General features: G+C 69.3%; 16 protein-coding genes. 14 read left to right on the top strand and 2 right to left on the bottom strand.

Going from position 1 to position 15,676, the window contains the following annotated elements; all coding sequences use genetic code 11:
• Nucleotides 1–28: 28 nt before the first annotated feature.
• The 8 genes from caiB to BLQ50_RS08555 all read left to right on the top strand — a co-directional run bounded on the left by caiB (nucleotide 29) and on the right by BLQ50_RS08555 (nucleotide 8,493).
• Entirely contained in the window at nucleotides 29–1,240 is a 1,212-nt protein-coding gene (caiB, locus tag BLQ50_RS08520) for an L-carnitine CoA-transferase (RefSeq protein WP_093182879.1), read from the top strand.
• 4 nt (nucleotides 1,241–1,244) lie between these two features.
• Nucleotides 1,245–2,831 (top strand): crotonobetaine/carnitine-CoA ligase, encoded by a 1,587-nt coding sequence (gene caiC, locus BLQ50_RS08525; RefSeq protein WP_217629140.1) that lies wholly within the window; start codon nucleotides 1,245–1,247, stop codon nucleotides 2,829–2,831.
• A gap of 49 nt (nucleotides 2,832–2,880) precedes the next feature.
• Nucleotides 2,881–3,735 carry a MaoC/PaaZ C-terminal domain-containing protein gene (locus BLQ50_RS08530; protein ID WP_093182881.1) on the top strand — a complete coding sequence of 285 codons (855 nt, stop codon included), beginning with the start codon at nucleotides 2,881–2,883 and terminating at the stop codon, nucleotides 3,733–3,735.
• Nucleotides 3,736–3,814: 79 nt separating this feature from the next.
• Complete coding sequence (locus BLQ50_RS08535; RefSeq protein ID WP_093182882.1) at nucleotides 3,815–5,197, top strand: MFS transporter; 1,383 nt, start codon at nucleotides 3,815–3,817, stop codon at nucleotides 5,195–5,197.
• A complete protein-coding gene (locus BLQ50_RS08540; protein WP_093182884.1) occupies nucleotides 5,194–5,970 on the top strand; it encodes an electron transfer flavoprotein subunit beta/FixA family protein in 777 nt (258 codons plus the stop codon). Before BLQ50_RS08535 ends, BLQ50_RS08540 begins: the two co-directional genes overlap by 4 nt.
• A 26-nt stretch (nucleotides 5,971–5,996) precedes the next feature.
• Nucleotides 5,997–6,893, top strand: coding sequence for an electron transfer flavoprotein subunit alpha/FixB family protein (locus BLQ50_RS08545; protein WP_093182885.1), 897 nt, complete (start codon nucleotides 5,997–5,999; stop codon nucleotides 6,891–6,893).
• Nucleotides 6,890–8,209 (top strand): FAD-dependent oxidoreductase, encoded by a 1,320-nt coding sequence (locus BLQ50_RS08550; protein WP_093182887.1) that lies wholly within the window; start codon nucleotides 6,890–6,892, stop codon nucleotides 8,207–8,209. Before BLQ50_RS08545 ends, BLQ50_RS08550 begins: the two co-directional genes overlap by 4 nt.
• The gene (locus BLQ50_RS08555; protein ID WP_093182888.1) at nucleotides 8,206–8,493 is read left to right on the top strand and encodes a ferredoxin family protein; all 288 of its coding nucleotides are present in this window, start codon (nucleotides 8,206–8,208) and stop codon (nucleotides 8,491–8,493) included. The genes BLQ50_RS08550 and BLQ50_RS08555 overlap by 4 nt, the downstream gene beginning before the upstream one ends.
• Before the next feature lie 126 nt (nucleotides 8,494–8,619).
• On the opposite strand, the gene BLQ50_RS08560 is transcribed toward BLQ50_RS08555, so the two are convergent.
• On the bottom strand, nucleotides 8,620–11,178 hold the full coding sequence (locus BLQ50_RS08560; RefSeq protein ID WP_093182890.1) for a helix-turn-helix transcriptional regulator: 2,559 nt from the start codon (nucleotides 11,176–11,178) through the stop codon (nucleotides 8,620–8,622).
• Between the two features lie 209 nt (nucleotides 11,179–11,387).
• On the opposite strand from BLQ50_RS08560, the gene BLQ50_RS08565 reads away from it, so the two are divergent.
• The 3 genes from BLQ50_RS08565 (at nucleotide 11,388) to BLQ50_RS08575 (ending at nucleotide 12,683) form a co-directional block, all read left to right on the top strand.
• Entirely contained in the window at nucleotides 11,388–11,702 is a 315-nt protein-coding gene (locus tag BLQ50_RS08565) for a type II toxin-antitoxin system TacA family antitoxin (protein ID WP_093182891.1), read from the top strand.
• Nucleotides 11,699–12,208 carry a GNAT family N-acetyltransferase gene (locus BLQ50_RS08570; protein WP_093182893.1) on the top strand — a complete coding sequence of 170 codons (510 nt, stop codon included), beginning with the start codon at nucleotides 11,699–11,701 and terminating at the stop codon, nucleotides 12,206–12,208. Before BLQ50_RS08565 ends, BLQ50_RS08570 begins: the two co-directional genes overlap by 4 nt.
• 103 nt (nucleotides 12,209–12,311) lie before the next feature.
• On the top strand, nucleotides 12,312–12,683 hold the full coding sequence (locus BLQ50_RS08575; RefSeq protein ID WP_175559075.1) for a nuclear transport factor 2 family protein: 372 nt from the start codon (nucleotides 12,312–12,314) through the stop codon (nucleotides 12,681–12,683).
• A gap of 14 nt (nucleotides 12,684–12,697) precedes the next feature.
• Here BLQ50_RS08575 and BLQ50_RS08580 read toward each other — a convergent pair whose 3' ends face one another.
• Entirely contained in the window at nucleotides 12,698–14,029 is a 1,332-nt protein-coding gene (locus tag BLQ50_RS08580) for a nicotinate phosphoribosyltransferase (protein ID WP_093182896.1), read from the bottom strand.
• 48 nt (nucleotides 14,030–14,077) lie between these two features.
• Between BLQ50_RS08580 and clpS the strand changes: the two genes are divergently transcribed.
• The 3 genes from clpS (at nucleotide 14,078) to BLQ50_RS18620 (ending at nucleotide 15,589) form a co-directional block, all read left to right on the top strand.
• Nucleotides 14,078–14,371 (top strand): ATP-dependent Clp protease adapter ClpS, encoded by a 294-nt coding sequence (clpS, locus tag BLQ50_RS08585; RefSeq protein ID WP_093182897.1) that lies wholly within the window; start codon nucleotides 14,078–14,080, stop codon nucleotides 14,369–14,371.
• Nucleotides 14,372–14,373: 2 nt separating this feature from the next.
• Entirely contained in the window at nucleotides 14,374–15,297 is a 924-nt protein-coding gene (locus BLQ50_RS08590; RefSeq protein ID WP_093182899.1) for a DUF2017 family protein, read from the top strand.
• 136 nt (nucleotides 15,298–15,433) lie between these two features.
• Nucleotides 15,434–15,589, top strand: a complete 156-nt coding sequence (locus tag BLQ50_RS18620; RefSeq protein WP_175559076.1) for a hypothetical protein — start codon at nucleotides 15,434–15,436, stop codon at nucleotides 15,587–15,589.
• Nucleotides 15,590–15,676: the final 87 nt, after the last annotated feature.

A 15,676-nucleotide genomic window follows, 5' to 3' on the forward strand; every position in this document is an offset into this window, starting at 1 on the left:
CACCGCAGACCACGAAGGAGTGAGCTTGATGGCAAGGCAATCATCTGTCCCCGCGTTCGGTGTCCTGGAGGGGCTCAAGGTCGTCTACTCGGCCGTCGAGATCGCGGCCCCGTCCGCGGCCGCACTGATGGCCGAGTGGGGCGCGGACGTCGTCTGGATCGAGAACATGTACACCGGTGACTCCATGCGAGACACCGAGTTCGTCAAGGAGATGGAACGGCGCAACCAGCGCAGCATCTCGATGAACCCGTTCACCGACGAGGGGCGGGAGGTCCTGTTCAACCTCGTCAAGGACGCGGACATCTTCATCGAGTCGAGCAAAGGCCCCACCTACGCCCGCCGCGGCATCACCGACGAGGTCCTGTGGGAGCACAACCCCGATCTTGTGATCGTTCATGTGTCCGGCTTCGGCCAGGACGGCGTCGAGGATCGGGTCAACCGCGCCGCCTACGACCTCACGGTCCAGGCGTACAGCGGCTACCTCAACCAGAACGGCACCCCCGAGCAGCCCATGGCTCCCGCGCCCTACGTCGGGGACTACTTCACCTCGCTCATGGTCGTCAGCTCGGCCCTGGCCGCGCTGCGCAAGGCCCAGGCGAGCGGCGTGGGGGAGAGCGTCGACGTCGCGATGTACGAGGTCATGCTCCGTATCGGCGGCTACTACATGATGGACTACCTCAACGCAGGGACCGTCTACCCGCGCCCGGGCGCCCGCCACCAGAACCTGTGCGCGATCGGCGAGTACAAGACCCGCGACGGCTTCGTCGCCCTGTGCTGCTACGGCGTCAAGCAGAACAAGTACCTGCTCGAACGCATCGGCCTCGGTCACCTGTGGGGAACCGAGGAGTATCCCGAGGACACGAGCGCACTGTGGCTCGACGGCCCTCAGGCCAAGCTCATCGAGTCCACGATCGATGAGTTCATGCTCACCCAGGCCGCCCTCGACATCGAGAAGGAGTTCTGCGCCGTCGGCATCGCGGCGAACGTCGTCATGGACTTCGACGCTCTCACCTCCGAGGAGCACCTGGCCCAGCGCGAGGCGATCGTGGAATGGACCACCCAGGGCGGCGACCCCGTCAAGGGCGTGGGCATCTTCCCGAAGTTCAAGAACAACCCCGGAAAGATCTGGCGCCCCATGCCGACCCTGGGCATGGACACCGACACGATCCTCGCTGAGGCGGGCTACACCCCGGAACAGATCACCGAGCTGGCCGCCCGCGGCACGGTCAAGCGGGGCTGACCAGATGACGACCCGGACCACCGTAGATGTGACCGACATGGCGACTGCCGCGGGGGAGCGCACCCTGCGCGACCTGTGGGACGACCTGGCGAGCACGTCCGGGGACCAGCCCTTCCTCGTCTTCGAGGACACGGCCGGGTCCGTCACGAGCTACACCTACGGCGAGTTCGACCGTCTTGTGAACCGCACCGCGAACCTCTTCGCCGATCTGGGCGTCGCCAAGGGAACCACGGTCGCGGTGCACCTGGGCAACTGCCCCGAGCTGCTCATGGTCATGTTCGGCCTCGCCAAGATCGGTGCCGTCATGGTCCCGCTGCACCCGCGCAACACGCAGGAGGAGTGCGCCGAGATGATCGACCGCGTCGGCGCGCGCGCCGTCGTGTGCGAACCGGCCACGGCCCCCCTGTACGGGGCCGGGCCTGGGCGCATCGACGTCGCGCACGTGCTCACGGCGCGCGCCCCGGGCGAGGCGCCGAAGCCCGGGGCGCTGGCCTTCGAGGCCGAGCGGGACGCCCGGGCGGACCGGTTGGCGGTGCGGGTGCCCCTGACCGGGGACGACCCGGTGAGCATCGTCTTCACCTCGGGCACGACCGCCCGGTCCAAGGGGGTCGTGCTCACCCACCACAACCTGTTGTTCTCGGGGGTCTTCGTCGACTGGCAATCCGCCCTGACGGCCCAGGACCGGCTCCTGACGACCATGCCCGCGTGCCACGTCAACTTCCAGCTCAACGCACTCATGCCGGTCCTGTGCGCTGGGGCCGTGCTCGTGGCGGTTGAGCGGTTCAGCGCGCGCAGCTTCTGGAGGCAGGTCTGCCGCCATGAGGCGAGTGTCGTCCAGGGCATCGCCATGATGGTCCGCACCATGCTGCTGCAACCTGCCGCGGAGTGGGAGAAGGAGAACACGGTCCGTGAGGTCCTGTACTACCTGCCGATCACCGACGCGGAGAAGGAGGAGTTCGAGGCGCGCTTCGACGTCCGGCTGCTCAACTCCTACGGGACGAGCGAGACCCTCGTCGGCGTCATCACCGACCCGCCCCACGGCGAGCGCAGGTGGCCCTCGATCGGCCAGGTCGGCCCCGGCTACGAGGCCCGCATCGCCGGACCCGACGGGCGCACCCTCGGCCCCGGGGAGACCGGGGAGATCCAGGTGCGCGGCACGCTGGGAGTGACGCTCATGCAGGGCTACCTCAACGACCCGGAGACCACCGAGGCGCTCTTCGACGAGGACGGCTGGATGCACACCGGCGACCTCGGCTACGTAGACGCAGACGGCTGGTTCTTCTTCCTGGACCGCCACTCCCAGCTCATCAAACGCGCCGGGGAGAACGTCTCCGCGGCAGAGGTCGAGGCTGTCCTGGCCGAGCACCCGCTCATTTCCGAGGCCGCCGTGATCGGCGTCACGGACCCCATCTACGACGAGGCGGTCAAAGCCTTCGTCATCCTCGCCGACGGCGCAGCCCTGACCTCCCGCGAGGTTCAGGACTACTGCTGCACCCGGCTCGCCCGGTTCAAGGTGCCGACGGTCATCGAGATCGTCGACTCCCTCCCACGTACCGCCAGCTTCAAGATCGCGAAGTGTTCCCTCAGATGACGCGTGCCGGCATGCCCCGTACGCCACCCGACGAAGATAGGTGAGAGCAATGGCAATCAACACTCAGATGGTCGGCCAGACGTTCGGCCCGTTCGAGCGCGACTACACGTTCAAGGACCTGATCCTGTTCGGTCTCGGCTGCGGGGCCGGGATCGACGGCAAGACGGACCTGCAGTACGTCTACGAGAAGGACCTCAAGGTCCTGCCGATGTTCGGCGCCATGCCGATCGTCGACTCCGAGGTCACCAGGACGATCGACTACGGCTACAACTACGCAGGGTCCCTGCACTGGAGCTTCGACCTGAAGTTCCACCAGCCCCTGACCAAGACGTCCGGGCGCCTGTCGACCAAGGTTCTCCTCAAGGGGCTCTTCGACCGCGGCGAGGGCAAGGGCCTGCTCGCCCAGCACGTGGGGGACACCTACGACGAGGACGGCACGCTCCTGTTCACCAACGAGAGCTGGGACTGCCTGATCTTCGACGGGGGCTGGGGCGGCCCGGCCGCACCCAAGGACATCGTCGAGATCCCCGACCGGGAACCTGACTTCGCCGTCGAGGAGCGCATCCCGGAGAACCAGGCGCTCATCTACCGCCTCTCCGGCGACTACCACCCCCAGCACGTCGACTGGGACTACGCGGCCGAGAACGGCATGTCCCGCCCGATCCTGCACGCGGTGAGCTTCGCGGGGGTTGCCAGCCGCCACTTCATCAACCAGCTCATCCCCGGCGAGCCCGAGCGGCTGACCCGCTTCAAGACGCGCATCACGTCCCCGCTGCTGCCGGGCACGACCGTCAGGACCGAGATGTGGGTCATGGGGGAGGGCGTCGTGCACTTCCGTCTCGTCGACGCGAACGACCCCACGGCCAAGCCCTTCCTCAACTTCGGAATCATCGAATGGAAGTAGATCCCCGCCGCTGACCGGCGCATACCGATTGCATCCAGCACCATCGAGAACCCCAAACGCAGCGGAGAGGAGAGCGACCATGACAGTCGATCGGATCAGGCTCGACGACGTCGAGATGACGCCGTTCCTCAAGAAGGTCACGCTCTTCTCCGCGGGCGGCCCGTTCCTGGACGGCTACGTCCTGGCGATCATCGGCGTCGCGATCAGCCAGATGGTGCGCGACGACGAGCTCGCCCTGGACGCCCGCTGGATCTCCGTGATCAGCGTCGCCGCCCTCGTCGGGCTGTTCCTGGGCACCTCGATCGGGGGGTACCTGACCGACCGTATCGGCCGCAAGCGCATGTTCCTCATCGACATCGTCGGCATCGCCGTCGTCTCGGTCGGGACGGCCTTCGTCTCGACCGCGCTCATGCTGGTGGTCATGCGGTTCCTCATCGGGGTCCTCGTCGGGGCGGACTACCCGATCGCCACGTCCATGGTCGCCGAATTCACCCCGCGCAAGTACCGGGCCATCTCCATGGGCTTCATCGCCGCCATCTGGTACGTCGGGGCGAACGCCGCCTACGTCGTCGGCTACCTCCTCATGGATGTCGACGGCGGCTGGCGGTGGATGCTCGCGAGCGCCGTCGTCCCGTGCGTGGTCATCCTCGTGGGACGGGTCGGCATCCCCGAGTCCCCCCGCTGGCTCGCGAACAAGGGCCGGGTGGTCGAGGCCGACGAGATCGTCCTGCGCATCTTTGGCGCCTCGGTCGAGCTCGAACCCACCGCGGTGACCCAGACCAGGTACTCCACGCTGTTCCAGCCGCGGTACCTGGCCAAGGTCCTGTTCGTCGGGACGATCTGGCTGTGCCAGTCCGTCCCCATGTTCGCCATCTACACCTTCGGCCCCCGCATCATGGCGGCCTTCGGGCTCGCCGACGGTCGGGTGTCCATCCTCGGCGAGCTCGTCATCGGGACGTTCTTCATGATCGGCTGCATCCCGGCCATGTTCTGGGCCAACTCCATGGGCCGACGCAAGCTCCTCATCGCCAGCTTCGCATGCATGACGGCGGCCCTGGCCGTCCTGGGCGTCCTGCCCGCAGCGAGCACGGCCATGGTCGTCGTCTGCTTCGCCGTCTACGCCTTCTTCTCGGGCGGACCGGGCAACCTGCAGTGGCTCTACCCCAACGAGCTCTTCCCCACGGAGATCCGCGCCTCGGCGGTCGGGGCCGCGATGGCCTTCAGCCGGATCGGCACGGTCGTGTCCATCTACGTCCTGCCTGGCTTCCTCGAGACCCACGGGACGCGCGGCACCATGATCGCCGGCGCGGTCATCTCCGCCGTCGGGCTCCTCGTCTCCATCGCCATGGCTCCCGAGACCAGGGGCCTGACCCTGGCTCAGGCGAGCACGCTCGGGCTCGGCGCCCGGGCCACCAGCACACCAGAAGCTTCTACCCAGAAACTCAAGGAGGAACAAAGATGAAGATCGTCGTCGCCTACAAATGGGCCTTCAACCCGCAGGACGCCACGGTCGACTCCGGCGGCACCGTCACGTGGGGTCGCGCCAAGGCCGGTGTCTCCGAGTACGACCCGGTCGCGGTCGAGCTGGGCCGTCGGCTGGCCGACGCGACCGGCGCCGAGCTCATCGGCGTGAGCGTGGGCGGCGCCGACACAGCGAGCCCCATGGCCACGAAGTCCGCGCTCTCACGCGGTTTCGACCGGGTCGTCGTCGTCGCCGACGACGCCCTCGCCGGGGCCAGCACGACCCAGACCGCCCTCGTCCTGGCGCAGGTCATCGCACACATCGGCGACGTCGACCTGGTGCTGACCGGCGACTCCTCGGTCGACGTCGGAGCCCAGATGGTCCCGGCCGTCCTCGCCGGTGCCCTCGGCTGGCCCTCGGTCATGAACGTGACCACGGTCAGCGTCGGCGCGGGAGACCTGCGGGTCGAGCGGGCCCACGAGGGCGGCTCCCAGGTCCTCGCGGTCACCGGACCCGTAGTCCTGGCCGCTGCCTCCGACGCCGTCGTCCCCCGCGTCCCCGGGATGAAGGACATCCTCGCAGCGGGCAAGCGACCCGTCGAGAAGGTCGACCTCGCCGCACTCGCCACCGGCCCGAGCGCCTCGAGCGTCGCCGGTGTCTCCACGAGCCGGCCTGAGCTGAAGTCCCGTGGCGGAAGGGTCCTGGCCGGCGCGGACGTCGACGCCGTCGTGGCCGAGCTCGTCGCTGCGCTGCGCGCCACGAACGTCATCTGAGTCTGTCCAGGAGCGGAAGGAACATCATGCCCAGCACATACATCCTCGTGGCCGGCGACGCCCGGATCGGCAACCTCGTCGCGGCCGCGGCGGGAACCCGCATCACGGCTGTCGTCGTGGGGACCCGCGCGGTCGCCGACGCGGTCGCCGCCTCGGCTGTGGCCACGGTCGTCTGGCTCGGTGAACCCGGCGAGAACGCCCTCGAGGCCTTCGCCGGCCCCGTGGCCGACGTCGTCGCGGCCGCCGCGCCCCAGCTCGTCCTGGCCTCGACCCGGCCCAGCGACCGGGTGCTCGCGGGAGCCGTCGCCGCGCGCCTCGGCGCGCCGGTGTCCACCATGGTGTCGGAGGTCGTCGTCTCCGGCGACGGGGCCCAGGTCACCCGCGGCGTCTACGGCGGCATCGCCCAGGAGGTCGTCGCGGTCACCGGCACGGCCGTGGTGATCTTGGACGGCGGCGCCTCCGGAACCGGTGGCGATGCCCCGGTCGAAGAAGTTGCCGCCGTGCCCGCGGGGGTCGTCGTCGTCGAGAACCGGCCCGCCGCGCGCACCCAGGTCGACCTCGGGCGCGCCCAGCGCATCGTCTCGGTCGGACGCGGACTGAAGTCCCAGGACGACGTGGCCATGGTCGAGGCGCTCGCCGCCGCGCTCGATGCGGAGACCGCATGCTCGCGTCCCCTCGCCGAGGGCGTGAGCTGGTTCACCAAGGACCGCTACGTCGGCATCACCGGGCAGCACGTCAGCCCGGACCTCTACCTGGCGCTGGGCATCTCCGGCCAGCTCCAGCACGCCGTCGGGGCACGGGGGGCCGGGACGATCGTCGCGGTCAACACCGACAAGGACTGCCCGTACTTCAAGGAGGCCGACTACTGCATCGTCGGGGACCTCTACGACGTCGTGCCCGCGCTCACCAGGGCGCTGACATGAGCGACGTGACCACCGCGACCGAGGGGGTCGAGCCTGACTTCGACGTCATCGTCATCGGTGCCGGCGTCGCTGGCTGTGTGGCCGCCTACCTGCTCGCCCAAGCGGGCCGCTCGGTCGTCCTCATCGAGCGGGGGGACACCCCCGGTGCCAAGAACCTCTCCGGTGGGGTCCTGTACTCCCGCGTCCTGGAGGAGGTCTTCCCCGACTTCCTCACCGAGGCCCCGATCGAGCGGACCATCACGCGGAACTACATCCAGTTCCTCAACGGCTCCTCCTCGATCGGCATCGACTACCAGGACGACCGCCTCGCCAATCCCGTCAACGCAGTGACGGTCCTGCGTGCCACGCTCGACGCGTGGCTCGCCGAGAAGTGCGAGGAGGCGGGAGTCTTTCTCATGGCCGGGGTCCGGGTCGACGCGGTCCTCAAGGAGAACGGCCGCGTCGTGGGGGTCCGGGCGGGCGAGGACGAGCTCCGTGCGCACGTCGTCGTCGCCGCGGACGGGGTGAACTCCTTCATCGCCCGCGATGCCGGGCTGCGCACCAAGGAACCGACCAACCACCTCGCACTCGGCGTCAAGGCGATCGTCTCCCTGCCAGAGGAGACGATCCGCGAACGCTTCCACCTCAGCGGCGACGAGGGAGCGGCCTACGCCGTCGTCGGCGACTGCACGATGGGCGTGGGAGGAGGGGGGTTCATGTACACGAACAAGGCATCCCTCTCGATCGGGGTCGTGCTGCGCCTGGACGACATGACCGCCAAGGGCTACGCCTCCTCCGACGTGTTCGACCACTTCATCGCCCACCCCTTCGTCGCGCCCTTCCTCAAGGACGGGGAGATCTCCGAATACGCGAGCCACCTCGTCGCCGAGGGGGGCCTGAGCATGGTCGGCCAGATAGAGACGGACGGCATGGTTGTCGTCGGCGACGCGGCAGGGCTCACGCTGAACACCGGCCTCACGGTGCGTGGCATGGACCTCGCGGCGGCCTCCGGGATCGCGGCCGCCACGGGCATCGACCAGGCGCTCACCGCCGGGGACACGTCGAAGGTCGGCTTGGCGGGCTACCGCACGGCGCTGTTCGCGTCCTTCGCCGGCAAGGACATGGAGACCTACGCCAAGGCGCCGGCCTTCCTGGAGCGAGAACGCATGTATACCCGGTACGGGCAGCTGCTCGGCGACATCCTCTACGGGGTGTTCAACCATGACCTCACCCCTCGCCGCCGACTGATGTCAGTCGCGCGCGGTGAGCTCAAGAGGTCACCCGTGCGGATGCGGGACCTCATGTCAGACGGAATTGCGGGGGTGCGTGCGCTGTGAAGAAGACGACGATCCCGGAACGTCTTGCGAGGAACCGCTACGTGACGGACGAGGAGGAGTCGCACATCCACGTCGACCAGGAGATCGCCCGGCGGACCGGGACGGGCAAGGCGATCGTCGCCATCTGCCCGGCGAAGGTCTACGCGGAAGAAGCAGACGGGACCATCTCGGTCGAGTACGCCGCGTGCTCCGAGTGTGGAGCGTGCCTGGCCATCGCTGCCCCGGGGGCGCTCACGTGGCGTTATCCGCGCGGCGGGATGGGCATCCAGCTGCGCCAGGGCTGACCCACCCCTGGCACTGCCCCACGACCGAGGCACCCGGCAGCGAGCTTCCTCCCCTCAGGGCTCGCTGCCGGGTGCCTCTCAGGACTCCCGGGCGGTCCCGGACGCGAACCGCCCGCACCGCGGGTTCTACTCGATTGCGCAGGACAACCAGGTCTGGGCGGCGCGCGCCAGACCCTCCCGCGTGTCGACGCCGACCTTGCGGCATGCCGAGAAGACGTGGTTCTCAACCGTACGGATGCTGATCACCTTCGCGACCGCGATCTCGTTCGAGCTCATCCCACGCGCGACGAGGACGGCGATCTCGCGTTCTCGGGCCGTCAGGCTCACCGCGCGGTCGAAGCGGCGGAAGAGCCCGCACAGGTCACGCCCGCGCAGGCCTGCCTTGTTCCAGGCGGCGTCGGCCTGTTCGACGGCGCCCGTGAGGTCTCCCGTGAGGAGCATGTTGACCGAGCGTGCCACCGCCGTGCGCACCGCGTACAGGCGCAGGCCTGCACCCAGCAGGTGCGGCTCGAGCTCGGCCAGCTCCCGGGGGGCGCCCGAGGCGATCGCGGCCGCATAGGCGGCGAGGTGCACCGGCAGTGGGCAGTCGCACGCGGCGGCCGCATCCAGAAGGCGGGCCGCCCGCGTCGCATCGGGGTGTGCCTCCACGGCCGCGACCCCCGCGATGATCCCGGCGGGGAGGTAGCCGCGGTCGAGCCGGTCCTCGGCGATCGCCCACAGCTCGTCTGCGGTCTGCTTCTCCTCGCCCTTGCGCGCTTGGGCGGCGATGCCATCGGCGGACATCCCCGGGTGCGGTCCGGTGCGCCGGCCCAGCCCCGTGGACTGAACGGCGAGCGAGTCGGCATAGGCGTGTCGCCCCTGCCACCGGGCTACGTCGGCCCAGAGGGCGAGCAGGCCGGTCTGCACGTGGGACGTATGGTGCGGCATCGGGGACAGGGACAACGCGGAGGCGACCAGGTCGTCGAGCTCGACCAGGCGGCCGCGGAAGGCGAGCCCCATCCCAGCCACATACGAGTGCTCCTCGACGCCGGCGGGATCATGGGCGCGGCGGCTGCGCTCCACGTTGACCAGGGCCAAGGTCACGGCCCGGTCGACGTCGCACGTGTAGAGCAGGGCCAGCTCGCGGGTGACGTCGACGGCGCGCGCCAGGTACGGCTCGTCGGTCGTGAACGCGGCCAGCAGGTCTAGGGCAGCCTGGGCCTGGCCTGAGGCAACGAGAGTCTGGGCGCGGACGACGACGACGGCCTCGTGGGACAGGTGCGGCTCGGACTCCGGGGGGTCGGCGAGGTCGGCGACGTCGGGCACGGAGTCGGTCAGGAGCTGCAGGTGCGCCTGTGTGGCCCGGACCAGACCGTCGAAGCGCGGCTGAGCCGGTCGGGCCTCGCGCAGGCGCTCCTGAGCGGCGTCGATCCGGCCCGCACCTAGAGCCTCGCTGAACGCCGTCAACACCAGGAGACGGGCGAGGGACTCGTCGTCGGCGGCGTCGGTCACCGTGTCCGTGAGGATCGCGTCGATCTCGTGCGGGAGAGCGCGGCAGGTCAGGAGCGAACCCAGGAGCGGGATGGCATTGGACGGGGACGGGTCCGTGTCCCAGGTCAGGCGGTGGGCTGCGAGCGTCGTGTGCCAGTGGGCGCTCAGGCGGCGACTGAGGAGCGGGTCTGCGCTCGGTCTGGCGGGCGGACCCGGGGCGAGGGCGGGGACCGGCTCACGGTCGGGCGCGGCCGCGAGCCGGCCGCGCACAAGCATGCGCCTCGTCGTCGACCCCTCGTGCTTGATGTACTCCGCGATGAGCGGCGGGAACACGCCGACGAGGGCGTCGTCGCCCTCGGGGAGCACACGCAGGAGGCCGAAGTCCTCGAGGACGGACAGCTTCTCGGCTGGTACGAGACGCAGGGCGCCGGCCATGCTCACCGGGCCCGCGTGCGACAGGACGGTGATCGCGTCAAGGCTCGCCTCGTCGAGGTCGTCCAGGAACGGTTCGACGGACTGGGCAAGAGGGGTGGTCCACAGGTCGCCCCGGGCCACCCAGAGCCCGCCGCGCGGGGCGAGCCGGACGCTCGCTCGGCCGGTGCGGACCATCGCCGTGACCAGGCCCGGGAGCCCACCGGACTTCGCGGCGATGCGGGCGACTGTCATGGGCTCGACGGGTCCGCCGAGAAGCTGGTGCACGAGGCGGTGGACCTCCTCGAAGCGCAGCGGAGGCAGGGTGATCCGGACGCCCGGCTGCAACGCGGCGATGAGCGCGCCGGCGTCCGAGCGCCGGCAGCCCGTGGGACGGCTCGTGATGACCACGGGCGTGTGGAGCCGGGCGTGGACGGCCGCGATGGCGCCGATCGTCGACGCGTCGAGGTCGTCCGCGTCGTCGATGGTCAGGACGGACGGCTTGGTTGCAAGCGCCTCTTCGAGGCACTCCACCGCGGACATGAGCATGTTGAGGCTGTTCGGCGACGGGGAGATGTTGATGCCCGCGACCGCGAGGGCGCCCAGCGGCCGGTCGTGCAGGGCCTGCACACCGGTGATCCGGGTAACGCGGACCCCGCCCTCGACGAGGTGTTCGACAACCCGGGACATCGTCGCGGAACGGCCCGAGGCGCGCAGACCAACGAGGTTGACGTTGGTCCCGGCCCTCAGGTGCCCGACGATCTCGTCGGTGATGTTGCTGCGCTGCAGGTCATCGGAGGACATCTCGTCAGGGTATCGCCGCCAGGGCGGACGTCCCTAGGACCACGGATGGTCCGCAGGGGTCGGTCGGAGCGCGCCTCGTCCGCAGACCTCCCACGACAGGTCTAGGTGTGGGTCATCGTCGGGATGGCCACGTCGCCGGTGGACAGTCGAATGTCGTTGCCTGCAGGGGAAGATGTACGTACGATATCCGTACACGCATGGAGGTAGTGATGGCAAGGCACGTAGCAACCCCCCGTCCGACGAAGAGTCAACGGATCGAGGTCCGTGCAACGGAGCGTCAAGAGATGGTTCTCAAGCAGGCCGCTGCAGCGACGGACAGGACGATGACGGATTTCATCCTCGCATCGGCGGTAGAGCGCGCCGAGAGGATTTTGGCTGAGCGTCGTCGGTTCGCCGGAGCACCGGAGCAGTACGACGAGTTTCTGCGTCTCCTGGACGAACCTTTGGAGTCGACGGACAAGTTTGAGAAGCTGTGGTCACGACCTACGCCATTCGGACAGTCCTTCACCCCGAAGCCTCGATGACCGACGGGATCCTCGAGCGGCCGAGGCGCTTGGCCAAGGGTGACGATCGGACCGCTTTTGACAGCGGCGCTCCTGAGCTCGATGACTGGTTCCGACGCTTTGCCCTGGAGAACCAGCAGGCCAACAATGCCGTCACCTATGTGACGGTGCGTGACGGTGTTGTGCTGGGGTACTACGCCATCGCGATGTCCGCTTACACCACCAACCGGTTGCCCGAGCGGATGCAGAAGAATCGCCCGGGTGAGACGCCCTGCATCCTGCTCGCTCGATTGGCAGTCGACTCGACCGCGCAGGGACAGGGCGTGGGGGCCGCGTTGCTCAGGCACGCGATGGAACAGTCTTTCTCCCTCAGTGAACGGGTGGGCGCCGCTGCCCTGCTGATCCACTGTCGCGACGAGTCCGCGAAGGCCTTCTACCAGGCGAACGGGGACTTTCTTGCCTCACCGATCGAGGAACTGCATCTCGTGCTGTCGATGAAAGAGATCCAGAAGCGGCTCAGGGACTGACGATCGTGACGGCCCAGTCGTTTCGTCGTCGGGCACTGCACTTGGGACGGTCCGGCCGCGCGGCTTCGGTCAGTCCCCGACGGGTGTCGCTAGCATGGCGGGCATGGCCGAACGAGGATATGTGGACCTGGCCGCCATGCTCCGGGTGGCTGAGGTCGCGCTGCTCACCCCGGCCACCCGACAAGACCCGGAACGTATTCGGGCTCTGCTACATCCGGACTATGTCGAGGTCGGCCGCTCCGGACGACGATGGACCCGTGACGACGTCTTGGATCGCCTGGCCTGCGAGCAGGCGCGCCCGACTCCGGCCACCGACGAGTGGGAGCTGATGGAGCTCGCACCCGATCTGGTCCTCGTGACCTACCGGATGCGCGGAGACCAGCGGGAGAGCCGCCACTCCTCGATCTGGGACATCAGCTCGGGTTCCCCGGTCCTGCGTTTCCACCAGGGAACAGTCGTCCCCTCGACCGGGTAGCCGACTCGTTCGCCTTAGTGGAGATCCCGGCTCATCGTCGGGATGGCCACGTCTCCGGTCGAGAGCCGGCGGGCGCCGCGGGGCAGCTCCTCGCGGGAGGCCGCGTGCCGGGCGGCCGCCGTGAGGACCCCGCCAGACCCGGTCCACCGCTCCTCGACGACTCCGCCGGTCGCCAGGGTGGTGTGCAGCGGGCGCAGCGAGGCCCCCGCCGGATCCAGGCTCGCGGGGTCGATACCGTCTAGGTCGGACCCGTTGAGCAGCACCTCGGCCACCGCGCGCCCGGACGCGTCGAGCAGTCGGGCGGCGCTCTTGCGTCCGCCGACGGACGTCTTGGACGTCGAGGCCTTGGCGACCGGCTCGAGGGTGCCGGAGGCGCCCTCCCGGGCGACGAGCTTGTAGACCATGCCGCAGGTGGGCGCCCCTGAGCCGGTCACGAGCTTGGTGCCCACGCCGTAGGAGTCGACCGGCGAGGCGGCCAGGGAGGCGATCGCATACTCGTCGAGGTCGGAGGTCACCGTGATCCGGGTGCTCGTGGCGCCGAGGGAGTCGAGCTGGCCGCGGACCTCCTGGGCGAGAACCCCGAGGTCGCCGGAGTCCAGGCGCACGGCGCCGAGCCCGGTGCCCGCGATCGCTACGGCACGCTCGACGCCGCGCGTCACGTCGTAGGTGTCCACCAGGAGGGTGGTGCCTGGGCCCGCGGAGGCGACCTGGGCGGCGAAGGCCTGCTCCTCGTCGTCGTGCAGGAGGGTGAAGGCGTGCGCGGCGGTGCCGATCGTTCGCAGGCCGTAGCGGCGCCCGGCCTCGAGGTTGGACGTCCCGGCGAAGCCCGCGACGGCGGCGGCGCGGGCGGCGGCGACCGCGGCCTGCTCGTGCGCGCGGCGCGAACCCATCTCCAGGCAGGGGCGCCCGGCGGCGGCACTGGTCATCCGGGAGGCCGCGGAGGCCACGGCGGAGTCGTAGTTGAGGACGGACAGGATGAGTGTCTCCAGCAGGACCGCCTCGGCGAAGGTGCCCTCCACGACCATGACGGGGCTCGAGGGGAAGAACACCTCACCCTCGGCGTATCCGCGGATGTCGCCCGTGAACCGGTAGCCGGCGAGGAACTCCAGGGTCGCGGAGTCGACCACCCGCTCGCGGCCCAGCCACTCGAGCTCTTCGGCGTCGAAGCGGAAGTCGGCGAGCAGCTCGAGCACACGGCCCGTGCCAGCCAGCACGCCGTAGCGGCGCCAGGACGGTAACCGGCGGGTGAACACCTCGAACACGCAGTGCCGGTCAGCCGTGCCGTCGGCGAGTGCCGCCTGCAGCATCGTGAGTTCGTAACGGTCCGTGAGCAGCGCAGTCCCCATGCGACAACCGTAGGGCACGCGGCCCGGGTGAGGCCCTAGAGTTGATCCGTGACAGTGAAGACCACCCCAGAGCAGGCCACGCGGATCGAGGCCGACGTCCAGCGCGCCGAGCCGTGGGTGACCCTCGTGTGGAACGATCCCGTCAACCTCATGAACTACGTCGCCTACGTCTTCGAGAGCTATTTCGGCTACTCCCAGCGCAAGGCCCACACGCTCATGATGCAGGTGCATCAGGACGGCCACGCGGTCGTCTCGACCGGGGGGCGGGAGAAGGTCGAGATGGATGTGCAGGCCATGCACTCCTTCGGCCTGTGGGCGACGATGAAGCGGAGCGGTGAATAGGCATGCGGCCCTTTGACAGCCCGGGCGACGGCTCGGGCACCTACGTCGCGGGGTTGTCCACCCCCGAACGGCTCGTGCTCGCCCAGGTCACCGGCGATGTCGTGGAGCTGCTGGGCGGGGAGGAGAGCTTCTTCCCCGGCCTCGACGAGCGCGGCGAGGAACCGCGCGACAGCGACCCCGGCGACAGCGACCCTGGCGACAGCGACTCGATGGACGCCGCCGGTGAAGCGACAGGTAACAACGCTGCGGGCGGGGCTGTTGGTGAGGCTTTTGGTGACGCCGCGGCCCCGCGCCGCGATGCCCGAGGGTCGGATACCGGGGCGGACGTGGTGCACGGGACGGAGGCCGCCGCCGAGGCGATCAGCGCGTTGCGGAGCATCTTCGAAGGCATCGAGGGCGCCCCGGTCGAGGCGCCGGCGGACCCCGCGGTGCGCCGCCTGCTTCCGGACGCCTCGAGCGACCCGGAGATCGCGGGGGAGTTCCGCCGCTACACCGACGACGACCTGCGTCAGCGCAAGGTCGAGCGGCTGCTGCTCTTCGCCGAGCTGCTCCTGGAGGTGCCGCCCTCTCCGGACGAGAGCGACCAGCTGGACTTCGTGGTCCTGGTCGACGAGGCGGAGGCGATCGCGGGCGCGCTCGCCGACATCCGCCTGGTCATCGGCGAGAGGCTGGGGCTGCGCTCCGACCTCGACTCCGAAGAGCTCTACGATGCGGTCACCGCGACGTGGGAGAGCGCCGACGACGACCCCGCCGAGGACCCCGGCGACGACGGTGGTCGCGAGGCCCCCAGGCGGGACACAGCCGGGGAGGGCACGAGCGGACCGCGCCTGTTCCTCGGCTCGGTCTTCCTGCTCGCCGGCTACCTCCAGGAGTCCCTCACCGACTGCTTGCTCACCGACTTCCGACGTCGCAAGAAGCGGCGCTGACCGAATGTCCTGAGCACACGACCTGCGGGTTCGCAACCTATGCCGCCGACATGCGCTCGTGTCAAGAGTCTGTCAGGATGAATTTTGTGGCCCCGCGGAACTCCCGCATCGGGCCTTGCAGCGGAAAGGTGATCCCATGCCCAGCTGGTTGCTCATCTTGATCATCGGAGTTGTCCTCCTTATTCTCGGCTTCTCCGGAGTCGGGTCGTTCCTCATCTGGATCGGCGTCGCCGTCCTCGTGGTGAGCCTTATCCTCGGTCTCCTCGGGCGTGGACGAAGCTCCCGGGTCTAGCCCCACGGCACGTGGTCTCACCGCCACCTGCGGCGCCCCGCACGGATCACCGTGCGGGGCGCCGTTTGTCTTGCCCCGCGAGGGCCT

This window comes from Sanguibacter gelidistatuariae, from assembly GCF_900096585.1.
GTDB lineage: Bacteria > Actinomycetota > Actinomycetes > Actinomycetales > Cellulomonadaceae > Sanguibacter > Sanguibacter gelidistatuariae.